Genomic DNA, 23,184 nt, shown 5'->3' on the forward strand with positions numbered 1-23,184 from the left:
TCAGCCCCCGGGCTGGCCAGACAGCCACCGCCGCACCTGGTCCGCCACCCAGCGCGGGTCGTCGAGCGGCAGGTCGTGGCCAGCGGCCGGGTGCGTCAGCAGCGGGCAGTGCCAGGCGCTGGCGATGGCCTGGGAGCAGTGGCTGTCCACCAGCTGGTCGTGTTCGCTGGCCAGCAGCAACAGGGGAACGCCGGGCGCCTCCCGGGACGCGCGGTAACGGGCCGCGGCGAGCAGCTGGCGCACGGCGTTGCCGGCGCTCACCGGGCGGTGGCGGCGCACGGCCGCCCAGTCCGGGATCACTTCGCGCAGTTGCCCCGGCTGGTTGCTGGTGAGCCGCAGCACCGTCTGTTCGATGGCTTCGGCCGATCCCCCGCCCAGGGCCAGGCGCAGCAGGGCCGGGTAGTTGGCGGGCCGGAGCCGGTGGTTCAGGGGGCTGAACGGCCGCATGCTGGTGTTGATGAGCACGCAGCCGTCCAGTTCGTCGGGCGCCACACGCGCCCATTCGGCCGCCACCATGGCGCCGAGCGACATGGCGAGCAGGTACACCGGGGTCTCGATGCTGCGGCGGGCGCATTCGTCGCGGCAGGCGGCCACCATGCCGGCCACCGAGAGCGGGCTGGTCTGGCGGTGGTGTTCGCCATTGCCCGGCAGGTCCATGGTGTGGATGCGGGCGTGGGGCAGGGTCTGCTGGAAGATGGCTGTGAAGCGGCCCCAGTGCGCGGCTTCGCGCGTCAGGCCCCTGAGGAAAATCCAGGTGGTCATGGGGAAATCTCCTCACGTCGTGCTGTTGTGTGAGTTCCTTTTGGAATGACTGGGGTTGAGCGGATCTGCCGCTGCACGTCTCGTTCTTTGCTTCTCGCGGCTGCGGCAGGCGCTGCCCGGCGGGGGCTCATCCAGGGTGGTCGGCGCGTTGCGCCGACTCCGCTGCGCCCACCCGCCTGGGGCCGGCGCGGCCAAACTCGCTGCTTTCGCTGGCGCTCTCTCCGCTCCGTTTCGGCGCCGGGCCGCCCCAAGCCGAAACAGCCCCTACGGGGGGCAGCGACCCGCGCAGCGGTGGAGCGTGGGGGCTCAAGGCACTTTGGCCGCAAGTCAGAAACGAAGCGCGCACTGGCGCGCCCGGCCCCCGACGGGCGGACACAGCCACCCCGGAACATCGCCCCCACCGGACAGCGCCTGCCGCAGCATGAAGGGGTGTTGGCTCTCCAACGGTGGCGCGCCAACGTCATTTCTGCCCGCGCACGCCTTGGCTCGCGAGGTGCAACAAACAACACTGACAGTTCACAACAGAAGAGCATCATGAAAAACCAGCTCAATACCAGTCAGCCAGCGCATCCGCATGGCGCTGACCGCGCTGTTCGGCGCCAGGTGCCCACCGCATGTGGTTGCTCGCGGCGCGGGAGAGGAAGTCCAGCAGCGCCAGGTGACGGCGCAGCACGCGCTGCTGGCGGTGGCCGATCAGCGGGTTGAAGATGCCCCGGCGCGAAAACAGCTGGCGCGGATTTTTCTTGATCCACAGCCACGAGCCCATCTCCAGGGTCAGCGGCAGGAATGTGCGCTCTGGATGCGCGGCGCTGGCCTGCAGGTAGAGGTGGTCCCAGAGGTCGCCGTGGGTCAGGTACTGCGCGCTCTGCGGTTCGATGATGTAAGGGTGGTGGCTGTGGGCCTGCTCGAAGATGGTCTTGAGCGCGTGCACTTCGGCCAGATGGTGGATGGGCTCGCGCGTGTGGGCAAAGGGGAACCAGAGGCGGTCGCTGATGCCGAAGCCCGAGTGGCAGTCCAGCGCGATGCTGAACGGGCGGTTCAGCAGTTCGCTGTGCACCACATCGCAGACCGCCTGGCTCTCCGCCTCCAGCGGATCGCCGAGGCGCCCGCGGTACCAGGGCAGGCCCGCGCTCAGGCGCTGGCCACCGAGCAGGTAAGGCACCTTTTCGCGAGCTTCGACCGGGGCGTTGCGCATCAGGTCCACGCCGCGCGGATTGGCCCGCGTCGCGGCCCACATGCCGCCGGGGTTGACGATGGGCATGAACACCAGGCGCACGCCCTCCAGCAGGCTGTGCAGCGAGGTGTCCCACGCGAGCCGCGTGACGATGTTCTGCAGGAAGGCGATGACCACCTGGGCACCGATGCGCTCCAGCCCGTGCACACCGCCGAAGTAGCCCACCGCAGGCACCTCGGGGCTGGGGTTGCCCAGGGTGATGGCATGCACGGGAAAGCTGCGGCCCGATGGCAGCGTGATCCGGCACGGCTCCTGCACCTGCAGATGGGGCGCGCCCAGCTCCATGATCTTTTCAAGTGCCAGCAGCTCGGGCAGGGCGGTTTCAGGCACGGTGCGGCGCGGTGGTGTGGGGTGTGATGACGGTTGGATCAGCGCCGAGCATAACGCTGGGGGACCGGTTCGGTACACCGTCGGCCAACTTTGCGCAGGACTGGGGTAGACGCAAAATCGTCACATGAAAAAGCTAAGGTGGCGCGTCGGCATCACGGGTCGGCCAGAAAGGGCTTTGCATGATGAACAACGCCGGAGATCGCCGCAAGCGGGATCCCCTTCGGACACTCAAGCTGCTGGGCGCGATCGGCTGCGGCGTGGTCGGTGGCGTTCTGGAGTTGCTGGCCTTGCAGCGCTGTCGTTTCCAGGCCCGCCGCGAACGCAGCCAGTCCGCCTGGAACCGCTGAAGCACGCGATCCTGATGTGACAGTGCTGACCGGTGGCGGCTGCCACGCCGTTGCCACATGGGCGACCTAGCATGGTCCGGGCGATGCAGTCCGCGTCGCGTTCACACACCGATCACCATCTCCTTCATGAGGTACTCCATGCGTCACCTGATTCCCGTCCTGGCCCTGCTGGGTCTGACCGCCACCGCTGCGTTGGCTTCACCGGGCGACCAGCGGCCTGCTCACCGCGCTGAAAAGCTGGCATCCGTCGAGCTGGGCGTGCGCCCGTTCTTCCTCGTCGACGACATGGCCGACAGCCGCCTGAAGCAGAAGCTCCAGCAGTGTGCGCAGCGCGGCCAGTTCACCGCGCGCGATTTCTCCATCGGTCATCGGGGTGCACCGCTGCAATTCCCAGAGCACACGGTGGAGTCGTACACCGCTGCGGCGCGCATGGGGGCCGGCGTTGTCGAGTGTGACGTGACCTTCACCAAGGACAAGGAGCTGGTCTGCCGCCACGCGCAGAACGACCTGCACACCACCACCAACATCCTGGTCACGCCGCTGGCCGCCAAGTGCACCACGCCCTTCGTGCCGGCCACGCTCGATGCCGACGGCAAGGTGGTCACGCCCGCCAAGGCCGAATGCCGCACCAGCGACATCACGCTCGCCGAGTTCCGCACCCTGCGCGGCAAGATGGATGCATCCAACCCGGCGGCCCGCACACCGCAGGAATACCTGGGCGGCACGGCGAACTTCCGCACCGACCTGTATTCGGGTCCCACGAGCGGCACGCTGATGACCCACGCCGAGAGCATCGAACTCTTCAAGCGGCTGGGCGTGAAGATGACGCCGGAACTCAAGAGCGCGAGCGTGACGATGCCTTTTGACGGATTCACGCAGACCGCCTACGCGCAAAAGATGATCGACGAGTACAAGCAGGCCGGCGTGTCGCCGCGCCAGGTGTTTGCGCAGTCGTTCAACATCGACGACGTGCTGTACTGGGTGCGCAACGAGGCCGCGTTCGGCAAGCAGGCGGTGTACCTGGACGACGCCAACACCGTGGCCGACCTGCCGGGCCGCAACGAGCTGGTGGACTACAAGAGCCAGGGCATCCAGATCGTGGCGCCTCCGATCTTTGCCCTGCTGAGCACCAACGCCGCGGGCGACATCGTGCCCTCTCAGTACGCGCGTGACGCCCGGGCGGCCGGGCTGGGCATCATCGCCTGGTCGCTGGAGCGTTCGGGTCTGCTGGCCGATGGCAACAACGGCTTTTATTACCAGTCGTTCGACAGCGCCATCAAGACCGAGGGCGACGTGTTGCGCGTGCTCGACGTGCTGGCGCGCGACGTGAAGGTGATGGGCGTGTTCTCCGACTGGCCCGCCACCACCACCTTCTACGCGAACTGTGCCGGCCTGCGCTGATCCGAAAATGCCCGCCATGACCCACGAGCCATGGCGGTGCATCGCGCCGCGAGGGCGCCATGCACCGTCTCAGTCGAGAATCCCCTTCGAGAAAGCGCGGACGTGCCTGATGAAGGCGGACCCGCTGGCCGAGATGGAGGCGTCAGATCGGCGAATCAGATAGAGCTCACGGGTCAGGGTGGGCTGACGAAGTGCGACGCTGTACACACCCTGCTGCGTGCAGTCAAAGAGTGTCGGCATGATCGATGCGTAGCCGCCGAACCTCACCATGGTGACCAAGGTCGACAGCTGATCCACCTCGACCTTCCAAGGGATGCTCATCCCCAGGGTTTTCAAGGCCCCATCTATCTGCAGTCTGGTTGAACTCAAGGGGTTGAGGCCAACGAAAGGCAGGTTCTGGATGTCCTTCCAGGACAGGGACTTCCGATTTTTCCCCAACATCTCTTCTGGTGAAGCGACGATGAGATTGAAGCCATAGCGACCCAGGGAGTCTGCATGAATCGATGAGCCAAAGGTCAGTTGGGTGGTGATGCCAAAGTCGACCGCGCCTTGCTCGACCAGCGCCGTGACCGCAGACGCCGTTCCATCGCGGATGGACAGGACGAGGTCCGGAAACTCTTCAAACAGTGCCTTGGCCACGAGCGGCAGCGTGGACGAGGCAAGGGTGGCCACGGATGCCACTGACAGTCCCCTCGAACGCCCTTGAAGCGATCTTGACGCTTCGCTGAGGCTTTCGTCCATCTGCGCTATCAGCGGCAGCAGCTTTTCGTGAAGCGTCGCTCCGGTGGGGGTGAGCACGATCTTTCTGGTGGAACGCTCAAAGAGTTCGCCCCCCACCTCGCGCTCGATGCTGGCAATCCGGCGGCTCAATGCCGATGGGGTGATGTGCATCGCTTGCGCCGCCTCGGAAAAGCGCCCCAGGCGCACCACCGCGCAGAAAGCCCGAAGATCGTCAATGCTGTAATTCATGCGTGAAACTCAACAATCGTTGCGATATTTCCGTTTGACGCAGTGTAGGCCGATTTGTAATCTGCCGGTATGGAGACGCAACAAGCAGCTGTTCAGCTCAAAGACATCAACACCTACTTTGTGGGTGGTCAAACGCACGTGCTCAGTGGCCTTCCCGTCACGCACAAGAGCATGGTGCTCAATGGTGCGCCGCGAGAGGTGAATCCCAATGGCGCACACATGGCCGGGCAGATGTATGTCCAGGAATACCGCCTGGCTGCGCCCAGGTGCACCGTGCCGGTTGTTCTGTGGCATGGCGGCGGGATGACCGGGTGCACATGGGAGACCAAGCCGGGTGGCGGGACCGGATGGGCTTGGCGTTTCCTGGAGGCGGGTTATGACGTCATCGTGTGCGACGCGGTCGAGCGCGGCAGATCATCCTTTGCCATGTCGCCCCAGATCTATGGGTCCGATCCCGTGTTTCGCACCAAGGAAGAGGGTTGGACCACCTTTCGCCTTGGCCTGAGGTACTCAGCGAACGCCACGGAGCGGCATGTTCATGAGGGACAGCGCTTTCCCGTCGAGCATTTTGATGACTTCGTCAAGCAGTGGGTCCCGCGCTGGTCCGACAACGAGGCGCGGATTCTGGCGGCCTACGAAGCGCTCATTCGAAAGACCGGCCGCTGCTTCATCGTCGGTCACAGCCAGGGTGCCGGGTTTGCCGCAGAGATCGCGAATCGCCTTCCGCACTTGGTGGCAGGTGTGGTCGCCGTTGAACCAGGGGGTGTCCCCGTGGCCCCCAACCCAGACCGCTTGCCTCCCCATCTGGTGGTTTGGGGGGACCACATCCAGGCGTCTGGACCGTATTGGTCCCGCTACCGGGCCCAAGCCACCCAGTACTTCGCAGCGGCCCACCAGGTGGCCAGCGTCACCGAGCTTGACCTGCCGCGCAGCGGCATCACGGGCAACTCTCACTTTCCGATGATGGACACCAACAGCGATGAGGTTCTCGCGCTCATTTGCGCGTGGATCGCTTCGCAGTCCTCGAACACTGAAACAAGCATGATCCAAGGAGACAAATCATGAAATATCTCAAAGCAACCCTTCTGGCTGCTGGCGCGGGACTCTCGATGCTGGCCGCCCCGCTGACGGCGTTCGCACAGTACCCCGAGAAGCCAGTGAAGCTGGTGGTCCCGTATGCGCCGGGCGGAACGGTGGATGCGTTTGCCCGCTTGGTGGTCCCCCGGCTTGAAGCCAAACTGGGCAAGACGGTCGTCATCGAGAACGTCGCTGGTGCCGGCGGGATGATTGGCGTGAGCCGCGTCACGAGAGCCGCTCCCGACGGCTACACCATCTTGCTTGGCATCGTGTCTGACGTGGTCCTCGCCCCCCTGACGGAAAGCTCGGCAACCTACACATACAAAGACTTGGACGCCATTGCACCGTTGGGCACCAGCGGCCTTGGCGTGGTGGCCGCTCCCAGCACCGGCATCAAGTCGTTCTCGGACATGATCGCCTACGCAAAGAAGAACCCGGGAAAACTGTCGTATGGCGCGACGGGCGCAGGGTCCTTGCCTGCCCTGGCCATGGAAGACCTCAAACGCCGAGCCGGGATTGATGTCAACTTCGTGCCCTATGCCAGTGCGTCGAAAATCGCGCAGGATGCGCTGGGTGGCCACATTGACGTGGCGGTCTCTGGCTTGCCGGCCCTGCTCGAATACGTCAAAACGGGAAAGCTCAACCCGGTCGGTGTGATGAGCAAAGACCGCGACATTGGAAACCCGGACATGGCTTCCGCTGCGGAAACGCCCGAGCTCAAGGGCATGGACTTCTACTTCTGGACCGGGCTGTTTGCGCCCAAGGGCACACCCGCCCCCATCATCGACAAACTCAACGTCGCTTTCCAGGAAGCGCTTCGAGAACCCGCTGTCGCCGCGCGCTTCCACGATGTGGGCGTCAAGCTGATCGGCCCCATGAAGCCCGCAGAGTTCTTCTCGTTTGTTGCCGCCAGCAATGACACCTGGACCGGCGTTCTCCGGCAATCGAAGGCCAAGTAGTCAGGGCGCGGTTGCGCTGACACCTGAACAATGTTGAGGCGAGTTTTCGAGAGCCCGACGCGAGGTCGTCGCCAGCTCTTTGCCCTCTGAGACAGCGGGGCGCTCGGGCGCCCCGCTTTGCAGGAGGCCGGCCAGGATCTCCGGGATCTCGAACAGCGCCCGGTTGTTGACTTGGCGCACGCTGGCGCGGTAGGCCTCGAGGTCGCCCAGCAGCTTCGCCACGCCCCGGTCGATGGAGCGGAAGCTGCGCAGCACCAGACCGACCCGGTTCTCCTCGATCCATAACGCGTTGTAGCGTTCCTGCGGCATGGTCCAGGCGTTGTTCACCACGATCACCGGCAACTGCTGCTGCACCGCCTCGCTCACGCTGCCCGGCCCCGGCTTGCCGATCAGGAAGTCCGCCAGCTGCATGTAGCGCGGGATGTCCGTGCTGAACCCCACCACGAGACGCGGCGCCACCTGGGGCAGCGCGCGCAAGGCATCGGCCAGCTTCTGGTTGTGGCCGCAGACCAGGATCAGCTGCGTGTCGATCAGCCGCTCGGCGATGCCCAGCATGGCCTTGGAGCCGTGGCCGCCGAACAGCACCAGCCCGGTCGGGCGCCCCGGGTCCAGCCCCAGGCGGCGCTGTTCGTTGGCGCGGTTCACGGTGCTCGGCCGGTAGAACTCGGGGCGCAGGATCATGCCCGAGGTGGCGTGCACGTGGTGCGCGTCGTGGCCCTGTGCCTGGGCCTGTTCGACCGCCCGGGGCGTGCCGCACACCAAGTGTTGCAAGGGGTGGCGCTCGATCCAGAAGTGGGGCGGGAAGTCGGCCAGATCGGTCAGCACGGTGACGTACGGCACGCCCGGCCGGGCCGCGTCCAGGCTCTCGCAGAGCGCGCGGTTGAAGTTAGGGATCAGCGACACCACCATGTCGGGCTGCGTGGTCTGCCAGTGCCTCCGCAGGCGCCGCAGCAGGGCAGGGTGCGCCACGCGGATCAGGCTTTGCAGCAGCTTGAGCTCCTGCGCCATGCCCAGGGTCCAACCCCGCGCGAGGCGCTGGTTGTACCAGTCCTCAGGGGCCTTGCCGGTGATGCGCTTGAAGCGGCCCGACGGGTCGAGCACCTCGAACAGGTTCACCAGCCGCACGTCCCAGGGGCGCCCCTGTTCGCGCAGCACGGATTGCAGGGCGAGCGCGGAGGCGCGGTGGCCGCCGCCGGCGTTGAAGTAGATCAGGTCAACCGTGGTCATGGGTTTGAGGGGTGAAGGGGGTGGTTTGCAGCAGGGCCTCTCCCATGTGGATGCGGTGGCCGTCGCGCAGCGTGGGGTCGAGCGCCAGCCCGGGCGGCGCCAGCACCAGGATGGTGGAGCCGTGTTCGAACCAGCCGAGTTCATCGCCCTGCTGGTAGCGGGCCGAACAGGGCAGCTGGTGGGGGCCGCGGTAGAGCAGGTTGAGCGGCACGTCCAGCGCGCGCAGGCGCATGCTGGCCACCAGGATCGCCGCCACCGGCACCAGCACCAGCAGGCCGCCGTCGGCCCGGCGCAGCCGCAGCACGGCGCGTTCGTTGCGGCAGAACAGGCGCTCGACGCGCTGCAGCGCGATCGGGTTCACGTTCCAGGTGTCGCCGCTGATGTAGGTGACGTGTTCGAGCGTGGCGTCGCAGGGCGCGTGAAAGCGGTGGTACATGCTCGACGTCAGGCGCAGCGTGACAAAGCTGCCGCCGGCCAGCTCGCGCGCCAGCGCCCGGCCGCGCTCGTCATCGCCCAGCAGGTCGAGCAGCCGGTAGGGGAAGCCCTTGGCCTGGAACAGCTGGGCGTCCGTGCCGTACTGCAAGGCCTCGATGCGGCCACAGGCGCCGACGATGCCGTCGCTCGGGCTGGTCAGCACGCCAGGACGCGGGTCGATCGGGCGCAGGCCCGGCTTGAGTTCGCGGATGAAGCAGTCGTGCAGGCTGTGAAAGTGCGTCTCTCTGGCTTCGCTCAGGTCGAGGTCGGAAAAAGTTTTCCAGACCGCCATCGACGCGTCGCGCACCCAGGGGTGGCGGATGCGGCTCCACCAGCCCATGAAGCGCGTGAGCGCGATGCGCGGCACGCGGTTGGTCAGCAGGAAATTCAGGTCTTCGTTCAGCGCCAGGCGCTGAGCGGCGGCTCGCAGGTTCATACGGGTGTCATGGGGGTGAAATAGAAACGCGGGATTGCAGTCACGGAGCAGTCATCGCCATGCCCTTCATCGAATACGCCCTCCCGGCCGCCGCGCTCGCGCTGGGTCTGCCCGCGCTCAAGCGCCGCCTCGACCTCTCGCGCGCCAAGCACCGCTCGCTCGCCGGCCATTCGCGCATGGCCAAGCGGTTGGCGCGGCTGCTGCCGGGCTACGCCTACGACGAGGAAAAGTTCTTCAACTGCGACGGGGTGTCCGATGAGGTCGCGCAGCTGCGCCGCGCCGCGTTTGAGACCCTGTGCGCCGGTTTCGCCCAGCGCTATGCCAAGACCCTGGCGCTCACCGCAGAGGCACGCGAGGGCCTGGCCGACCTGCAGTTCACCGGCCAATACCGCGTGCCCTTCCAGTTCAGCCCCATCGTGAGCGAGCGCCTGAAGGTGGGCGCGTTCGTGCAGTCGGCCGAGGGCGTGAGCCTGACCGACCTGGACGGCAACCGCTTCATCGATCTGACCGGCTCCTACGGCGTGAATGTGTTCGGCGTGGACTTCTACAAGGCGACCATGGCCGAGGGCGCGGCGATGGCCCAGGACCTCGGGCCGGTGCTCGGCGCCTACCACCCCTGCGTGGCCGACAACATCGCGCGGCTGCGCGCGATCTCGGGGCTGGACGAGGTGTCGTTCCACATGTCGGGTACCGAGGCGGTGATGCAGGCCGTGCGCCTGGCGCGCTACCACACGCGGCGCCAACACCTGGTGCGCTTCTGCGGCGCCTACCACGGCTGGTGGGAAGACGTGCAGCCCGGCCCGGGCAACCCGCTGCCCCCGCGCGAGACCCACACCCTGGCCGACCTGAGCGAGCGCAGCCTGCAGGTGTTGCGCACGCGCAAGGACATCGCCTGCGTGCTGGTCAACCCGCTGCAGGCACTGCACCCCAACCGCAACGCGCCGGCCGACTCGGCGCTGGTCGACAGCAGCCGTCAGGCGGGCTACGACAAGGCCGCCTACACCGCGTGGCTGCAGCAGCTGCGCGAGGTCTGCACCGAGCGCGGGATCGTGCTGATCTTCGACGAGGTGTTCCTCGGCTTCCGGCTCGCGCCGGGCGGCGCACAGCAGTACTTTGGCGTGAAGGCCGACATGGTCACCTACGGCAAAACGCTGGCCGGCGGCTACCCGGTGGGCGTGGTCTGCGGGCGGCACGACCTGATGCAGCGCTACCGCCCCGAGCGCCCGGCCGACCTGTGTTTTGCGCGTGGCACCTTCAACGCCCATCCGTATGTGATGGGTGGCATGAATGCCTTCCTGCGCCGGCTGGACACGCCCGAGGTGCGGGCCATCTACGACGGGCAGGAGGCGCGCTGGGACGCGCGCGCCCTGCGCTTCAATCAGACCATGGCCGCCGAAGGCCTGCCGATGCGCGCGACCCACCTGCACAGCATCTGGACCATCGGCTACACCGAGCCCTCGCGCTACAACTGGCTGCTGCAGTATTACCTGCGCTGGCACGGTCTGGCCCTGAGCTGGGTGGGCACGGGGCGCCTGATCTTCAGCCTGAACTTCAGCGATGCCGACTTCGAGCAGGTGCTGCAGCGCTTCGTGCTCGCCGGGCGCGACATGCGGGCGCAGGGCTGGTGGGTGCCGGTTGAAGGGCTGAGCAACAAGGACATCCGCCGCGGCATCCTGCGCGAGGTGCTCGGCACGCTGCTCGGGCGCCAGGTCTGAGCGTGTCAAGGGTGGCGGTCGCGGCGGGTGACGAATCAGCCGCGGCCGTGGTAGGCCGGGTCGAGCAACTCGCCACGCAGCAGCTGCAGCGGGGCCTTGTGGTACAGCGCGATGTCGTGGAAGGGGTCGGTCAGGATCTTGGTCATCCACACCAGGCCGGTCAGCACGTCGCGGATGAAGAACAGGTGCACGGTGCGAAACAGCAGGCCACCCACCCCGATCACCAGCCAGGCCGCGCCGACGTCGCGCGCATAACCGGTCCAGTCGCTGTGCGGCTCGATCAGGCCCAGCAGGCTGGGCGAGAGCAGCAGCGCCACCGGCGCCGCGACCCACAAGGCCATCAACACGATCTTGCGGCGCAGGTTGTAGCCCACCTTGATGGCTTCCTTGTGTTCGTGCGAGGCCTCGTTGATGTGGTCGTAGCCTTTGGGTTCGAAGAAAAAGTGGCCCGCCTGTCGCGTGGCCATGGAAACCAGCCAGGCGATCAGCGCCGAAACCACCGGGTCGATCAGCAACCACGCGTAGGCCACGAGGAAACTGATCGCGCTGACGAAATGCAGCGCCTGGTTGATGCGGTGGTGGTGGTAGTAGCGGTGGTCGTCCTGGCGCTGGATGTCGAGGGCCTCGAAGAAAGTCGTCACATGGGTCTCCTGTTGGGGGAAATGGACAAGGGGTGGCGAGATGATGTGCAGACTCGATGAAAGGCCGGTGACAGGGGCGCTTTGTCATCGCGCGGGCACGGGGCTGTCATTGGCGCGAGCCGTTTTGTCACATGCCTGTTGTGCAAGCTGCAGAAGATGGCGGCATGAACCACCTCGCCTCACAGAACATCCTCGTGCAGGAATTCCCGGCCGCCCGGCCTTCGCTGCGCCTGGCCGTGGTCACCGAGACCTGGCCACCCGAAGTCAACGGCGTGGCGCTCACGCTGGCGCGACTGGTGCAGGGCCTGTGTGAACGCAACCACCAGGTGCAGCTCGTGCGCCCGCGCCAGACCCGGGCCGACCTGGGCGCACACGACGCCGGGTTCGAAGAGGTGCTGATGCGCGGCATGCCGATCCCGCGCTACCCGCAGCTCAAGCTCGGCCTGCCGGGCAAGAAGGCCCTGATCTCGGCCTGGGCGCTGCAACGGCCGGACCTCGTGCACATCGCCACCGAAGGCCCGCTGGGCTGGTCGGCGCTGCAGGCCGCGCGCCACCTGCGCCTGCCCGTGACCTCCGACTTCCGCACCAACTTCCACAGCTACAGCCAGCACTACGGCCTGGGCTGGCTGAAGAAACCCATCGTGGCCTACCTGCGCAAGTTCCACAACCTCACGCAGTGCACCATGGTGCCCACGCGCGCGCTGTGCGCCGAGCTGATTTCCAGCGGTTTCGAAAACACGCGCGTGGTCGCGCGCGGCGTGGACACGCAGCTGTTCCGGCCCGAGCGCCGCAGCAGCGAACTGCGCGCCCAGTGGGACGCCGACGAAGCCAGCCTGGTGCTGCTGGTGGTGGGCCGGCTCGCAGCCGAGAAGAACCTGTTGATCGCGATCCGCGCCTTCGAGGCGATGACGACGGTGCACCGCGATGTGCGGCTGGTGTTCGTGGGCGATGGGCCGCAGCGCGAAGCGCTGCAGCAGCGCTGCCCCTCGGCGGTGTTCGTGGGGCAGTTGCGGCAGGACGCGCTGGCCGCGTGTTACGCCTCGGCCGACCTGTGCCTGTTTCCCAGCCTGACCGAAACCTTTGGCAACGTCACGCTCGAAGCGCTGTCCAGCGGTTTGCCGGTGCTGGCCTTCGACACAGCGGCGGCGGCCGAGTGGCTGGAACCCCGCGTCACTGGCTGGATGGCCCCGGCCGGTGATGCGTCAGCCTACGTCGCACTCGCCCGCGAACTGGCCGCGCAGTCCCAGCACATCACCCAGGCCAGCACCCGCGCGCGGCAGCAGGTCGTACAGCTGGACTGGCAGCAGATCGCGGCGCAGGTCGAGGCGGTCTTCACGGGTGTCATGGCCCGCCATGTCGGGCGCACCATGCCGGCCGGTCCGCCGGTGCCCGTGCACTGAACAACGCGTTGACTCAACCGCCTTCCGATTTCCGGAACACGATTTCGCCAGTCGGTACGTGCACGACCCGAATCTCCTGGCCGGGTGGGATCGTCTGGCTCTTGGCCGCCACCACCACCGCAAGCTCTCCATTCCCAAGCATGCAGCTCTTTCCCATGACCACGTGCAGGAGGGCGTTCACAATCGGACGTTCACTTTCGATGCGGTAGGTACCGTTCGGCATGGTGGCTCCTTGTGTGCATCACCAAACGCATTGGCGACAGCAAAGCGATGCGTTCAGCATAGTGCTGCGCCGTGCGCGCGGCCCGTCACGAGGTGCTGCTGTTGTTACGAGGTGTCGCACGCACAGCCGTCAAAAAACCCGGCCGAAGCCGGGTTGTGGTGTGGAGCGAAGCGGGATCAGGTGCCGAGCACGCCGCCGTCGTTCTTCGTGATCACGATGGTGGCCGAGCGCGGGCGTTTGCCGGCGCCGTAGCCGGCGTTGGCGGGCCACTGGCTCTGGTACTTGGCCGGGTCGTTCACATCGGCCATCGCCGTGCTTTCGCCCGGGTGCTGGATGTTGATGAACATCGCGCGGCCGTCCGGCGTCTCGCACCAGCCGGTGATCTCACAGCCCTTGGGGCCGACCAGGAAGCGCGCCAGCGTGGCGGGCGTCGGGGTCTTGCCTACGTAGGTGGTGACCTGCTTGTCGCCGTGTTTCACGGTGCGTGCACCGCCATCGCCGACCTTGCCGGGGATGGCGGCGAGCATCATGCAGTTGGTCTTGTCGGTGAAGGCGCCGTCGTCGGTCTGGATCCAGCAGACGCCGGTGGCCGGGCTGAACACCAGACCGTCAGGCGAGGACATGTCGTTGTCGTCGGTCAGGTTCGACAAGTTGACGGTCGACTTGTCGGCGCCGGCTTCAGCGCCGAACACGTAAATGTCCCACTTGAACGACGAGCCCGCAGGCGTCGCGTCGGCGAGGCGCACGATGTGGCCGTTGACGTTGCCCTTCTGCTCCTTGCTGCCCTTCATGTCGGTGTAGACGCGCGGGTTGACCGCATCGGCCGTGGCGGCACTGCGGTTGCTGTTGTTGGTGAGGGTGAAATAGACCTCGCCGGTACGCGGGTGCACGCCGTTCCATTCCGGGCGGTCCATCTTGGTGGCGCCCACGGCATCGGCCGCCAGGCGGGTGAAGATGGCCACGTCGGCGTTGGACTTGAATTCGAAGTACGAGCTGCCGGCGATCACCGGGTTGTTCATCGACAGTTCCAGCCACTCGCCGCTGCCGTTGTCCTTGAAGCGCGCAGCGAACAGCGTGCCCTTGTCGAGGTACTTGTCACCGGCGGCCAGGCGGTTGGCCGGGCTGGCGTCTTTCGGGTCCCACTTGGCGTCGGAGACGAACTTGTAGATGTACTCGCCGCGCGCGTCGTCGCCCATGTAGGCGACGATGGGCTGGCCCGCCACCGGCTTGGCGAAGGCCACGCTCTCGTGGGCGAAGCGGCCCAGACCGGTGCGCTTGCGAACCGGCTGGCTCTTGTCGTAGGGGTCCATCTCGACCACGTAGCCGAACGTGTTCATCTCGTTGCGGTAGTCCTCTTTCGCGCTGGCGGCCAGGGCGCCATTGTTCCAGCGCACGTACTGCTCCTGCGCACCGGCGCTTTCCCAGCCGTGGCGGCTGGCAGCGCCTGCCTTGCGGCCGTAGCGCTTGAGCGCCTGGACCTGCTTGTCCTTCTTGCGGCGGTCGTCGTCCTGCGCGTCGCGGAAGAAGTAGCCGTACCAGTTCTCTTCACCGCTGACGAAGCTGCCCCAGGGCGTCTTGCCGGTGCCGCAGTTGTTGAGCGTGCCGCGGCACAGCGTGGCGTCGGTGCTGAATTTCGTCACCAGGTGCTCGCTGCCGCGCGCCGGGCCGTGCAGGGTGGCGGGCGTCAGGGTGGTGACGCGGCGGTTGAAGGCGGAGCCTTGCCGGGTGGTCCACTGCTTGCCGTTGGACATCACCTCGACCACGGACAGGCCGTGGATCGCCAGTTCCTTGTCCACTTCGGCGGCCGGGCGGGGCAGGGAGGCGGTGCCGCCGTTGGCGTGGATGAAGAACGAGGAGAGCTTTTCGTCCGTGGTGGCTTCGTGGTTCATGGCCAGCAGGCCGCGGCTGTTGAAGCTGTTCGAGGGCTGGCCCGACGCGTCCAGACCGAACCACTCCATACCGTCGTGGTGGTCGCCCGCGCGCTGTTCGAAAGCGGTGTCGGTGCCATCGTTCTTGAAGGCCGGCACGCCAGCGGCCAGCGGGTCGCCCAGCGCGTAGAGGATCTGTGCGGTGTAGCCCTCGGGCACGACCACCTTGTCGGCCAGGCTCTTGGCCACGGGCTTGAAGCCCAGGCTGGTGAGTGCGGGGCCGGTGGTACCGCCCGCGGTGGCGCAGCCGCTCAGGGCCGATGCGCCCAGCACGCCAGCGCCAGCGGCACCGGCCGCGCCGCGCAGCAGGCCACGGCGGCTGAGGCGGGTGTCAAGCACCTGGTCGAACTGGGGGTTGGCCGTGTGGTTGGAGTCTTCTTCGTTGAAGAAGTCGGCGGCGCGGGAGATGTCGGTTTTCAATGGAATGCCTCGTAGGTTGAACAAACGGGGCCTAGCATCCCCGGTTTGTGTGAAACCCGCGTGACAGTGGTGTGGCAGTTGGCCCCACCTGGCCGCTTCAGCGCGCTATCAACGCGGTAGCGGCCCCATCGCCGGGTGCATCTGCCCGGGACGGTCTTCCATGTAGCCCTTGCCGTCCTTCACACCCTTCTTGCCAGCGACCTGCCAGGCGGTCTGCTGGCCCAGCAGCTGGCCGAGAAACTCGAGTTCCTCGTCGCTGTGGTTGATCGCCTGGGCCGGCGTGAGCAGTCGACCGTTCTTCGGCTCCACCTCACCCCAGAACGACTGGTGGTAGCTCGACACCGAGAGCGTCCTGTCGCCACGGGCGCTCACGTCGACCGTGCCGTAGCAGTTGCAGAAGTAGCTGCGCTGGTCGGGCATGACTTCGGTGTAGACGCCGGTGCCGCGGATGCCGGCGGTGAGCGTGGGCGTGACGATGCTGCGGCTGGCCGAACGTCCGAACACGCTGACCACCGCTCCGGTGAGCAGGCGCAGCAGGCTCACGGTGTTGAGCGTGGCGCCGCGCCCGACCTCCAGGCGCGAGTTCTGCCGCACATGAAAGGCCGCATTGCCGACCACGAACAGCAGCCGCGAGCCCGGGCCGGTCTGGATCTGGTCACCGGTCTGCACCGTGTGTTGCCGCGACATGCGCTGCCCGTTGAGCAGCACGTCGCCCAGCAGATCGACCACATTGCTGCGCGCCTGAGCCTGCGCGGCACCCGCGCCCCCGAGGGCCAGCCAGGCGCCCGCCGCGGCCAGGGCTTCGCGGCGCTGGAACCACAGTATCTCGTCTTCATGGCGGCCAAGCAGGGTGTGCTGAGTCATGTCGGGTCTCCGGTGGTTGAGGGCAGTTGTTCGGGCTCGGCGCCGGTGTCAAAGCTGTCGCGGAAAGTGAAATAGACCGAGGCGTAGAACATCGAAGCCACGAACAGCACGGCCGGGTACATGATGATGTTGAGCGCCTGGGCGCCGCCCAACACCGAGCCCAGGAAACTGATCACCAGCCCGGAGAGCAGGAAAACGCCCATCCAGCCGATGGCGAAAACCAGCAGGGCGCCCTTGTTTTGCCAGCAGGCCAGGGCGCTGAAAAACAGGCTTTTGCCCGGGCTCACGCCGTGCCAGTGCACCAGCGCCGGCGCGTGCCAGAACATCATGAGCACCGGGATGTACACCAGCAGGGCAAACCACAGGCCCGGACTGCCCAGCAGCTCCTGCATCATTTGAGGGGTGACGCTGGTCTCGACCTCGCCCACCGGCGCCGCGGGGCCGAGCAGCGTGGCCGTGGCCAGCACCAGCAGCAGGCAACCCGCGTACATCGATCCCAGCACCAGCATGGCGCGCTTCTGTTCGCGGTTGCCGCGAAACGCGCTGACCAGCGTGGACGGCATGGGGAAGCGCCCGGCCGAGGCTTCTCGGCTGGCCGCCATCAGGCCCAGGTTGGCCGCGGGCGTGAGCACGGCCGACAAGGCGGTACCCAGAACCGGGATGATCGACAGCACCGAAACCGCGGCCATGAACATGAAAAACAGGCCCGAGAGGGCCAGGGGCTGGCGAAAAAAGGTCTGGATGCCCAGTTTCACCCATTGCAGGCCGGTGCCTGCGGGAACGTTGCGTAGTTTCATTCGGGGGTTGGGTCGGGCTCAGGCGGCCAGGCTGTGTTCTTCCAGCAGCGAGGCCAGCAGGTCGGGCGCCAGGCCCACCCGTTCACGCAGCACGCGCTCGAAGTGGGTCGGATCGTGGGGCTTGAGCATGCTGGCATCGCGCGGCAGGTGCCAGTCCCACAGGCGCGAGAGCCAGAAACGCAGCGCGCCAGCGCGCAGCATGGCAGGCAGCAGGCAACGTTCCGCAGCGTTCAGGGGGCGCACCGCCTGGTAGGCCGACACCATGGCCTGTGCCAGGGCGGCGTCGTGCTGGCCGTCGCTGTCGTCCGCGCTGTGGCGGACGCACCAGTCGTTGAGGCAGACAGCCAGATCGAACAAAAAGCTGTCGTTGCCGGCGAAATAGAAGTCAAAAAAGCCGGTGAGTTCACCGTCTTCAAACATCACGTTGTCGCGGAACAGGTCGGCGTGCACCGGGCCGCGGGGCAGGGCGGCATACGCCGGCAGGGCCGCCACGTGGTTCTGGTAGGCCAGTTCGGTGCGGATCAGGGCACTCTGGCTCGCGCTCAGGTGCGGCAGCACCACCGGCACGGTTTCGTTCCACCATGGCAGGCCGCGCAGGTTGGGCTGGCTCATGCCGAAATCGCGCCCGGCCAGGTGCAGGCGCGCGAGCATGTCGCCGACCGCCCGGCAATGCGACTCCGTGGGCGACAGCTCGCTGTGGCCGCGCAGCTTGTTGACCACGGCGGCCGGTTTGCCCTGCAGCCTGTGCAGGATCTCCCCCTGCGCGTCGGCGGCGGGTTCGGGCACCGGGATGCCTTTGCCCGCCAGGTGCTTCATGAAGTGCAGGTAATACGGCAGCTGCTCGAACCCCAGGCGCTCGAACACCGTGAGCACGTGGGTCTCCTGCTGGCCCTCGCGCTCGGTGGTGACGAAATAGTTGGTGTTTTCGATGCCGCCGTGGATGCCACGCAGCTCGGTGAGTTCGCCCAGGTTCAGCGCGCGCAGCAGCGCTGCCGCCTCGTCAAACGGGACTTCGGTGTAAACGGCCATGAAAAATATGGGCGATCAGAAGTTGAGGATGCGCCAGCGGCTCTTGCCCGTGGAGCCTTTGTTTTGTTCATCGGTGAGGTCTGCGCCACCCGGCACAGGCGTGATCTCGTAGCCGGGCGCACCGTTCTTGGGCTGCACGGCGATGCTGCGGGTCTGGCCGCCCACGCGCAGCTCGTCGATGCGCGAAAGCCCGTCTTCGTGGGTGATGCGCTCGATGCGCGCGCCGCTCGCCGGCGGGCCGGATTCGGCAGGCACGACCGCCGCCGCTTCGGCGGCTGGCGCAGGGGCCTGGGCGAGCGCGGGCAAGGCAAGGGTCAGGGCGAGAGCCGGCACTGACAGGCGGAACAGGAAGGTGGTGGTATGGCGCATGCCCCATTGTAGGCAGTCGGGTGGCGCCGCGCGTCGGCCCGGGCTGTGGAGATTCCCCCACAATCGCCCCATGTCCGACGAAAAAACGCCCACCCCCACCCTGTTGCTGGTCGATGGTTCCAGTTACCTCTACCGCGCCTTCTTTGCCGGTGGTGACGCCATGAGCACCACCCTGCCCGACGGCACGGAGCTCAAGACCGGCGCCATCCGCATCATGATCAACATGGTGCAGAAGCTGCTCAAAGACCACCCCGCCGTGTACGGCGCCTGCGTGTTCGATGCCAAAGGCCCGACCTTCCGCGACGCCATCTACCCCGAATACAAGGCCCAGCGCAGCCCCATGCCCGACGACCTGCGCAGCCAGATCGCTCCCATTCACGAGGTGGTGCGCCTGATGGGCTGGCCGGTGCTCGACGTGCCCGGCGTCGAGGCCGACGACGTGATCGGTACCCTGGCCGTGACGGCGGCCCGCCAGGGCATCAACGTGATCATCTCCAGCGGCGACAAGGACCTCGCCCAGCTGGTGAACGAACACATCGCCATCATCGACACCATGAGCGGCAAGGTGCGCGATCTGGCCGGGGTGGAGGCCGAATTCGGCGTGCCTGCCCGCCTGATGCTGGATTACCAGATGCTGGTGGGCGACCAGGTCGACAACGTGCCCGGTGTGCAGGGTGTGGGCCCCAAGACCGCCGTGAAGCTGTTGCAGGAATACGGTTCGGTGGACGCCCTGGTGGCGCAGGCCGACCAGATCAAGGGCGCGTTGGGCGAGAAGCTGCGCAAGGCGCTTGACTGGCTGCCCACCGGCCGCCAACTGCTGACCATCAAGACCGACTGCGACCTCAACGGCTGGGTGCCCGACATGCCCGCGCTCGACGCCATCCGCATCGGCCAGCCCCAGACCGAACCACTCAAGACCTTCTACGAAACCTACGGCTTCAAAGGCCTGGCGAAGGCGCTGGGCGGCGACGAAAGCCCATCTTCAACCCCACGCCCCTCTGGGGAGAGGGCCGGGTCGAGGGGCGCGCCCACCAACGACCTCTTCAGCGAGGCCGATCCAGCCGAGGCCAGCGAAACGTCCGCAGCCCCTGCCAGCAGCAGCCTCGCCTACGACACCATCCTCACCTGGGACCTCTTCGACACCTGGCTCGCCAGGTTGGAAGCCGCCGATCTCGTGGCCGTGGACACCGAAACCACCTCGCTCGACGAGATGGTGGCCCAGATCGTCGGCATCAGCTTCAGCGTGACACCCGGCGAAGCCGCCTACATCCCGCTCAAACACGCCGGCCCCGACGCGCCCGAACAGCTCCCGTTCGACGAGGTGCTGGCGAAGCTCAAGCCCTGGCTGGAGAACCCGAAGAAACACAAGCTCGGCCAACACATCAAGTACGACCGCCATGTGTTCGCCAACCACGGCATCGAGGTGCAGGGCTACGCGCACGACACCATGCTGCAGAGCTACGTGCTCGAAGTGCACAAACCGCACGGCCTGGCCAGTCTGGCCGAGCGCCACCTGGGCCGCAGTGGCATCAGCTACGAAGACCTGTGCGGCAAGGGCGCGCACCAGATCCCGTTTGCCCAGGTCGATGTGGCCAAGGCGTCCGAATACTCCTGCGAGGACAGCGACCAGACGCTGGACGTGCACCGCGCACTCTGGCCGCAGCTCGAAGCCGATGCGAAGCTCAAGTTCATCTACGAACTCGAAATCGCCAGCAGCGAAACGCTCTACCGCATCGAGCGCAACGGCGTGCTGATCGACGCGCCCACGCTGGCCAAACAGAGCCATGAGCTGGGCCAACGCATCTTCGCGTTGGAGCAGGAGGCGTATGGCATTGCGGGCCAGCCCTTCAACCTGGCCAGCCCCAAGCAGCTCGGCGAAATCTTCTTCGACAAACTCGGCCTGCCGGTCATCAAAAAAACCGCCACCGGCGCGCGCAGCACCGACGAAGAGGTGCTGGAAAAGCTCGCCGAAGACTATCCGCTGCCCGCCAAGATCCTGGAACACCGGGGGCTCAGCAAGCTCAAGGGCACCTACACCGACAAACTGGCCCAGCTCGCCAACCCGCGCACCGGTCGCGTGCACACGCACTACGCGCAGGCCGTGGCCGTGACCGGACGCCTCTCCAGCAACGATCCCAACCTGCAGAACATCCCCATCCGCACCGCCGAAGGCCGCAAGGTGCGCGAAGCCTTCGTGGCGCCCGCTGGCAGCGTCATCGCCAGCGCCGACTACTCACAGATCGAGCTGCGCATCATGGCCCACCTGAGCGGCGATGCGGCCTTGCTGCGTGCCTTTCAGGCCGGTGAAGACGTGCACCGCGCCACCGCTGCCGAGGTGTTCGGCATCACGCCCGCCGAAGTCAGCAACGAACAGCGCCGCTACGCCAAGACCATCAACTTCGGCCTCATCTACGGCATGGGCACCTTCGGCCTGGCCAAGTCGCTGGGCATCGAGAACGCGGCGGCCAAGACCTACATCGACCGCTACTTCGCGCGCTTCTCGGGCGTCAAACAGTACATGGACGACACCCGCGCCCTGGCCAAACAGAACGGGTACGTCGAAACCGTGTTCGGCCGCAAGCTGGTGCTGCCCGACATTCGCAACGCCAAGGGCGCCAAGCTCGCCGCGCTGGAGCGCCAGGCCATCAACGCCCCCATGCAAGGCACCGCAGCCGACCTCATCAAGCTGGCCATGGTGGCGGTGCAGAAAGCGCTGGACGAGCAGCAGCGCAGCACCAAGATGATCATGCAGGTGCACGACGAACTGGTGTTCGAAGTGCCCGAGGCCGAGGTCGACTGGCTCAAGACCGAGATCCCGCGCCTGATGGCCGGCGTGGCCGCGCTCAAGGTGCCGCTGCTGGCGGAGGTGGGCGTGGGGGCGAACTGGGATCAGGCGCACTGAGCCAGCCTGTTCACTTCACCGGATGCACCACCTTCGTGTAGGGGTGCGCCTCCCCCTCGGCCCACCAGTTGATCCAGAAGCGGTTGGCCTGGCCCGGGGCGTCGGGCTGCAGGGTCATGAAATTGCGGCAGCCGATCATGCGGTGGCGGGTGGTGGGGAACTCGTACATGGCGCCCGTGATGCCGCGGTCGATGGTTTCCACCATCTGGCAGGCCTGTTCCAGGAAATACAAGACCACACCCGGCGGAGGCGGGTGCACGATGCCGCTGGAGGTGAGCTGGTTGATGACGCGGGCGTTGGCAGGCACGTCGGCGCGGTCGGATTCGATCACGCCCACGGCGGCCACGTGCACATCGCCTGAGAGCAGGGTTACTCGCGTGCCGCTTGCGCTGGCCGCGAGCAGCCGGTGCACGAGGCGCAGGCGCTCGGCCTTGTGGGGCGGGCTGGTCCAGTGGTCGCGCAGGTCGTCTTCCAGCTCCTGCTGCCCGGGGAAGATGCCGAGCAGTTTCTCCAGCAGCTCGAAGCTGGGGTGCACCACGGGGATGCTGCTCATGACGAAGAGGTGCTTCATGTCGCCGGCCGCCGCTTGCGCGTCGAGCCACCGGTAAATGGCGCGCCAGCTGGCTTCGCTGACCACCTGTTCGGCGCGCAGCAGGCCACCGCTGGCGCTCGGGTCGCCACCGCGGGGCCGGCGTTCGCTGCGCATGTCGAGCACCAGCAGGCCCGCCGGACCGATGCGGTAACCGCTGCTGTGGGCCGTCTGGCCGGGCAGGGTGGCGGGCGACGGCGCGCCCATCATCTGCCGCTGGAAGAGTCCGAACGCGCTGCTGGCCACGGCAAAGATGCCCTGAAAAACCGGGCAGTCGTGCAGCTCGGCGGGGTGCGAGCCCCAGCCGTCCATGATGTCGTGGTCGTCCCACATCATCACGGTGGGCACACTGGCGAGCAGTGCGGCCACTTCGGGCGGGCTCCAGCGGTCCAGGTAGAGACGGGAGAAGTGTGCGGCCAGCGCATTGCGCAGGCTGGCGGTGAACGGGGCGGCGATGCGCTGGGGCCAGGGCAGTTCAGACCACGCCTGCAGCTCGGGCAGCTTGACCCACATGTCGTCGCTGTAGATCTGGTCGCCGCCCATGAGCAGCAGGTGCAGCGGGCCGAAGCGGGTGCTGTCGACCCGGTCGATCTGGTTGTGCAGGCGGCCCAGGCGCGACCAGAGGGCGTTGGGCTGCTGCAGGCCCTTTTTGGCGCGAGGGTCCGAGAAGCCGTTGCACGACACATAGGCCATGCTGGGCATGGCGTCCGCGCCGGGCACGTGGAAGCTGTGGCTCTGGCCATCCAGCAGGTAGTTCACGGTCTGCGCGGCCGCGGTCTGTGGCACGGCGACGTCGAAGCGCCAGGCGGTGGCCGAAAGGCCGGGCACGGCCGTCTGCACCGGGGCGACGACCTGGGCTGGCGCGTGTAGATGGAGGGCTGGCGGTGGGTCGCCGGCATCGGTGACGACGAGCACACCGATACCCCATGTGTGATTCTGGCAACCCAGAAACTGCAGCACCGGACCGAGCTGTAGCATGTGGCCTCCCTCTGCCTTGTGGCGTGGTGTTGGTTGGGCGCATTGTGGTCAGCGCGCCGCGAGCCGGCAACGGACCAATTGCAACCGATCGTGAACCAATCGCCAAGCGGACG

The 23,184-nt window shown here is 66.7% G+C and carries 20 protein-coding genes; 7 read left to right on the forward strand and 13 right to left on the reverse strand.

Features of this window, described 5'->3' with window-relative positions; translation table 11 throughout:
* Both ACN5W5_RS19520 and ACN5W5_RS19525 read right to left on the reverse strand, forming a co-directional pair.
* Positions 1-762 carry an alpha/beta fold hydrolase gene (locus tag ACN5W5_RS19520; RefSeq protein WP_420050123.1) on the reverse strand — a complete coding sequence of 254 codons (762 nt, stop codon included), beginning with the start codon at positions 760-762 and terminating at the stop codon, positions 1-3.
* 547 nt (positions 763-1,309) lie between these two features.
* Entirely contained in the window at positions 1,310-2,326 is a 1,017-nt protein-coding gene (locus ACN5W5_RS19525) for a M14 family zinc carboxypeptidase (RefSeq protein WP_420050124.1), read from the reverse strand.
* A 179-nt stretch (positions 2,327-2,505) separates the two neighbouring features.
* Here ACN5W5_RS19525 and ACN5W5_RS19530 point away from each other — a divergent pair, with 179 nt between their 5' ends.
* Both ACN5W5_RS19530 and ACN5W5_RS19535 read left to right on the forward strand, forming a co-directional pair.
* Complete coding sequence (locus ACN5W5_RS19530) at positions 2,506-2,673, forward strand: hypothetical protein (protein ID WP_420050125.1); 168 nt, start codon at positions 2,506-2,508, stop codon at positions 2,671-2,673.
* Between the two features lie 138 nt (positions 2,674-2,811).
* The gene (locus ACN5W5_RS19535) at positions 2,812-4,074 is read left to right on the forward strand and encodes a glycerophosphodiester phosphodiesterase family protein (RefSeq protein WP_420050126.1); all 1,263 of its coding nucleotides are present in this window, start codon (positions 2,812-2,814) and stop codon (positions 4,072-4,074) included.
* Between the two features lie 69 nt (positions 4,075-4,143).
* Here the strand turns inward: ACN5W5_RS19535 and ACN5W5_RS19540 are convergent, their stop codons facing one another.
* A complete protein-coding gene (locus tag ACN5W5_RS19540) occupies positions 4,144-5,043 on the reverse strand; it encodes a LysR family transcriptional regulator (RefSeq protein WP_420050127.1) in 900 nt (299 codons plus the stop codon).
* Positions 5,044-5,112: 69 nt separating this feature from the next.
* On the opposite strand from ACN5W5_RS19540, the gene ACN5W5_RS19545 reads away from it, so the two are divergent.
* Complete coding sequence (locus ACN5W5_RS19545; RefSeq protein WP_420050128.1) at positions 5,113-6,108, forward strand: esterase; 996 nt, start codon at positions 5,113-5,115, stop codon at positions 6,106-6,108.
* Entirely contained in the window at positions 6,105-7,079 is a 975-nt protein-coding gene (locus ACN5W5_RS19550; RefSeq protein ID WP_420050129.1) for a Bug family tripartite tricarboxylate transporter substrate binding protein, read from the forward strand. The genes ACN5W5_RS19545 and ACN5W5_RS19550 overlap by 4 nt, the downstream gene beginning before the upstream one ends.
* Here ACN5W5_RS19550 and ACN5W5_RS19555 read toward each other — a convergent pair whose 3' ends face one another.
* Both ACN5W5_RS19555 and asd read right to left on the reverse strand, forming a co-directional pair.
* The gene (locus ACN5W5_RS19555; protein ID WP_420050130.1) at positions 7,080-8,306 is read right to left on the reverse strand and encodes a glycosyltransferase; all 1,227 of its coding nucleotides are present in this window, start codon (positions 8,304-8,306) and stop codon (positions 7,080-7,082) included.
* Entirely contained in the window at positions 8,293-9,216 is a 924-nt protein-coding gene (gene asd / locus ACN5W5_RS19560) for an archaetidylserine decarboxylase (RefSeq protein ID WP_420050131.1), read from the reverse strand. The genes ACN5W5_RS19555 and asd overlap by 14 nt, the downstream gene beginning before the upstream one ends.
* Positions 9,217-9,275: 59 nt before the next feature.
* Here asd and ACN5W5_RS19565 point away from each other — a divergent pair, with 59 nt between their 5' ends.
* Positions 9,276-10,931, forward strand: coding sequence for an aminotransferase class III-fold pyridoxal phosphate-dependent enzyme (locus tag ACN5W5_RS19565; RefSeq protein ID WP_420050132.1), 1,656 nt, complete (start codon positions 9,276-9,278; stop codon positions 10,929-10,931).
* A 35-nt stretch (positions 10,932-10,966) separates the two neighbouring features.
* Here ACN5W5_RS19565 and ACN5W5_RS19570 read toward each other — a convergent pair whose 3' ends face one another.
* Positions 10,967-11,572, reverse strand: coding sequence for a hypothetical protein (locus ACN5W5_RS19570; RefSeq protein ID WP_420050133.1), 606 nt, complete (start codon positions 11,570-11,572; stop codon positions 10,967-10,969).
* A 164-nt stretch (positions 11,573-11,736) separates the two neighbouring features.
* Here ACN5W5_RS19570 and ACN5W5_RS19575 point away from each other — a divergent pair, with 164 nt between their 5' ends.
* Complete coding sequence (locus ACN5W5_RS19575; protein ID WP_420050134.1) at positions 11,737-12,972, forward strand: glycosyltransferase family 4 protein; 1,236 nt, start codon at positions 11,737-11,739, stop codon at positions 12,970-12,972.
* 13 nt (positions 12,973-12,985) lie between these two features.
* Here the strand turns inward: ACN5W5_RS19575 and ACN5W5_RS19580 are convergent, their stop codons facing one another.
* The 6 genes from ACN5W5_RS19580 to ACN5W5_RS19605 all read right to left on the reverse strand — a co-directional run bounded on the left by ACN5W5_RS19580 (position 12,986) and on the right by ACN5W5_RS19605 (position 18,602).
* Positions 12,986-13,195, reverse strand: a complete 210-nt coding sequence (locus ACN5W5_RS19580) for a hypothetical protein (protein ID WP_420050135.1) — start codon at positions 13,193-13,195, stop codon at positions 12,986-12,988.
* 176 nt (positions 13,196-13,371) lie between these two features.
* On the reverse strand, positions 13,372-15,549 hold the full coding sequence (locus tag ACN5W5_RS19585; RefSeq protein WP_420050202.1) for a PhoX family protein: 2,178 nt from the start codon (positions 15,547-15,549) through the stop codon (positions 13,372-13,374).
* Between the two features lie 102 nt (positions 15,550-15,651).
* On the reverse strand, positions 15,652-16,407 hold the full coding sequence (locus ACN5W5_RS19590) for an iron dicitrate transport regulator FecR (RefSeq protein WP_420050136.1): 756 nt from the start codon (positions 16,405-16,407) through the stop codon (positions 15,652-15,654).
* Positions 16,404-17,204, reverse strand: a complete 801-nt coding sequence (locus ACN5W5_RS19595) for a BPSS1780 family membrane protein (protein ID WP_420050137.1) — start codon at positions 17,202-17,204, stop codon at positions 16,404-16,406. The genes ACN5W5_RS19590 and ACN5W5_RS19595 overlap by 4 nt, the downstream gene beginning before the upstream one ends.
* Positions 17,205-17,222: 18 nt before the next feature.
* The gene (locus ACN5W5_RS19600) at positions 17,223-18,233 is read right to left on the reverse strand and encodes a homoserine kinase (RefSeq protein ID WP_420050138.1); all 1,011 of its coding nucleotides are present in this window, start codon (positions 18,231-18,233) and stop codon (positions 17,223-17,225) included.
* A gap of 15 nt (positions 18,234-18,248) precedes the next feature.
* Entirely contained in the window at positions 18,249-18,602 is a 354-nt protein-coding gene (locus tag ACN5W5_RS19605) for a hypothetical protein (protein WP_420050139.1), read from the reverse strand.
* A gap of 70 nt (positions 18,603-18,672) precedes the next feature.
* Here ACN5W5_RS19605 and polA point away from each other — a divergent pair, with 70 nt between their 5' ends.
* Positions 18,673-21,504, forward strand: a complete 2,832-nt coding sequence (polA, locus tag ACN5W5_RS19610; protein WP_420050140.1) for a DNA polymerase I — start codon at positions 18,673-18,675, stop codon at positions 21,502-21,504.
* Positions 21,505-21,514: 10 nt separating this feature from the next.
* Here polA and ACN5W5_RS19615 read toward each other — a convergent pair whose 3' ends face one another.
* Entirely contained in the window at positions 21,515-23,071 is a 1,557-nt protein-coding gene (locus ACN5W5_RS19615) for an alkaline phosphatase D family protein (RefSeq protein ID WP_420050141.1), read from the reverse strand.
* Between the last annotated feature and the right edge of the window lie 113 nt (positions 23,072-23,184).

This window comes from Hydrogenophaga sp. ZJX-1 (assembly GCF_048590325.1).
Lineage (GTDB): Bacteria > Pseudomonadota > Gammaproteobacteria > Burkholderiales > Burkholderiaceae_C > Hydrogenophaga.

Coding starts and splice junctions, on each gene's coding strand:
- ACN5W5_RS19520 (WP_420050123.1), bottom strand. CDS start 762: ATGACCACCTGGATTTTCCTCAGGGGCCTGACGCGCGAAGCCGCGCAC.
- ACN5W5_RS19530 (WP_420050125.1), top strand. CDS start 2,506: ATGATGAACAACGCCGGAGATCGCCGCAAGCGGGATCCCCTTCGGACA.
- ACN5W5_RS19535 (WP_420050126.1), top strand. CDS start 2,812: ATGCGTCACCTGATTCCCGTCCTGGCCCTGCTGGGTCTGACCGCCACC.
- ACN5W5_RS19540 (WP_420050127.1), bottom strand. CDS start 5,043: ATGAATTACAGCATTGACGATCTTCGGGCTTTCTGCGCGGTGGTGCGC.
- ACN5W5_RS19545 (WP_420050128.1), top strand. CDS start 5,113: ATGGAGACGCAACAAGCAGCTGTTCAGCTCAAAGACATCAACACCTAC.
- ACN5W5_RS19550 (WP_420050129.1), top strand. CDS start 6,105: ATGAAATATCTCAAAGCAACCCTTCTGGCTGCTGGCGCGGGACTCTCG.
- ACN5W5_RS19555 (WP_420050130.1), bottom strand. CDS start 8,306: ATGACCACGGTTGACCTGATCTACTTCAACGCCGGCGGCGGCCACCGC.
- asd (WP_420050131.1), bottom strand. CDS start 9,216: ATGAACCTGCGAGCCGCCGCTCAGCGCCTGGCGCTGAACGAAGACCTG.
- ACN5W5_RS19565 (WP_420050132.1), top strand. CDS start 9,276: ATGCCCTTCATCGAATACGCCCTCCCGGCCGCCGCGCTCGCGCTGGGT.
- ACN5W5_RS19575 (WP_420050134.1), top strand. CDS start 11,737: ATGAACCACCTCGCCTCACAGAACATCCTCGTGCAGGAATTCCCGGCC.
- ACN5W5_RS19580 (WP_420050135.1), bottom strand. CDS start 13,195: ATGCCGAACGGTACCTACCGCATCGAAAGTGAACGTCCGATTGTGAAC.
- ACN5W5_RS19590 (WP_420050136.1), bottom strand. CDS start 16,407: ATGACTCAGCACACCCTGCTTGGCCGCCATGAAGACGAGATACTGTGG.
- ACN5W5_RS19595 (WP_420050137.1), bottom strand. CDS start 17,204: ATGAAACTACGCAACGTTCCCGCAGGCACCGGCCTGCAATGGGTGAAA.
- ACN5W5_RS19600 (WP_420050138.1), bottom strand. CDS start 18,233: ATGGCCGTTTACACCGAAGTCCCGTTTGACGAGGCGGCAGCGCTGCTG.
- ACN5W5_RS19605 (WP_420050139.1), bottom strand. CDS start 18,602: ATGCGCCATACCACCACCTTCCTGTTCCGCCTGTCAGTGCCGGCTCTC.
- polA (WP_420050140.1), top strand. CDS start 18,673: ATGTCCGACGAAAAAACGCCCACCCCCACCCTGTTGCTGGTCGATGGT.
- ACN5W5_RS19615 (WP_420050141.1), bottom strand. CDS start 23,071: ATGCTACAGCTCGGTCCGGTGCTGCAGTTTCTGGGTTGCCAGAATCAC.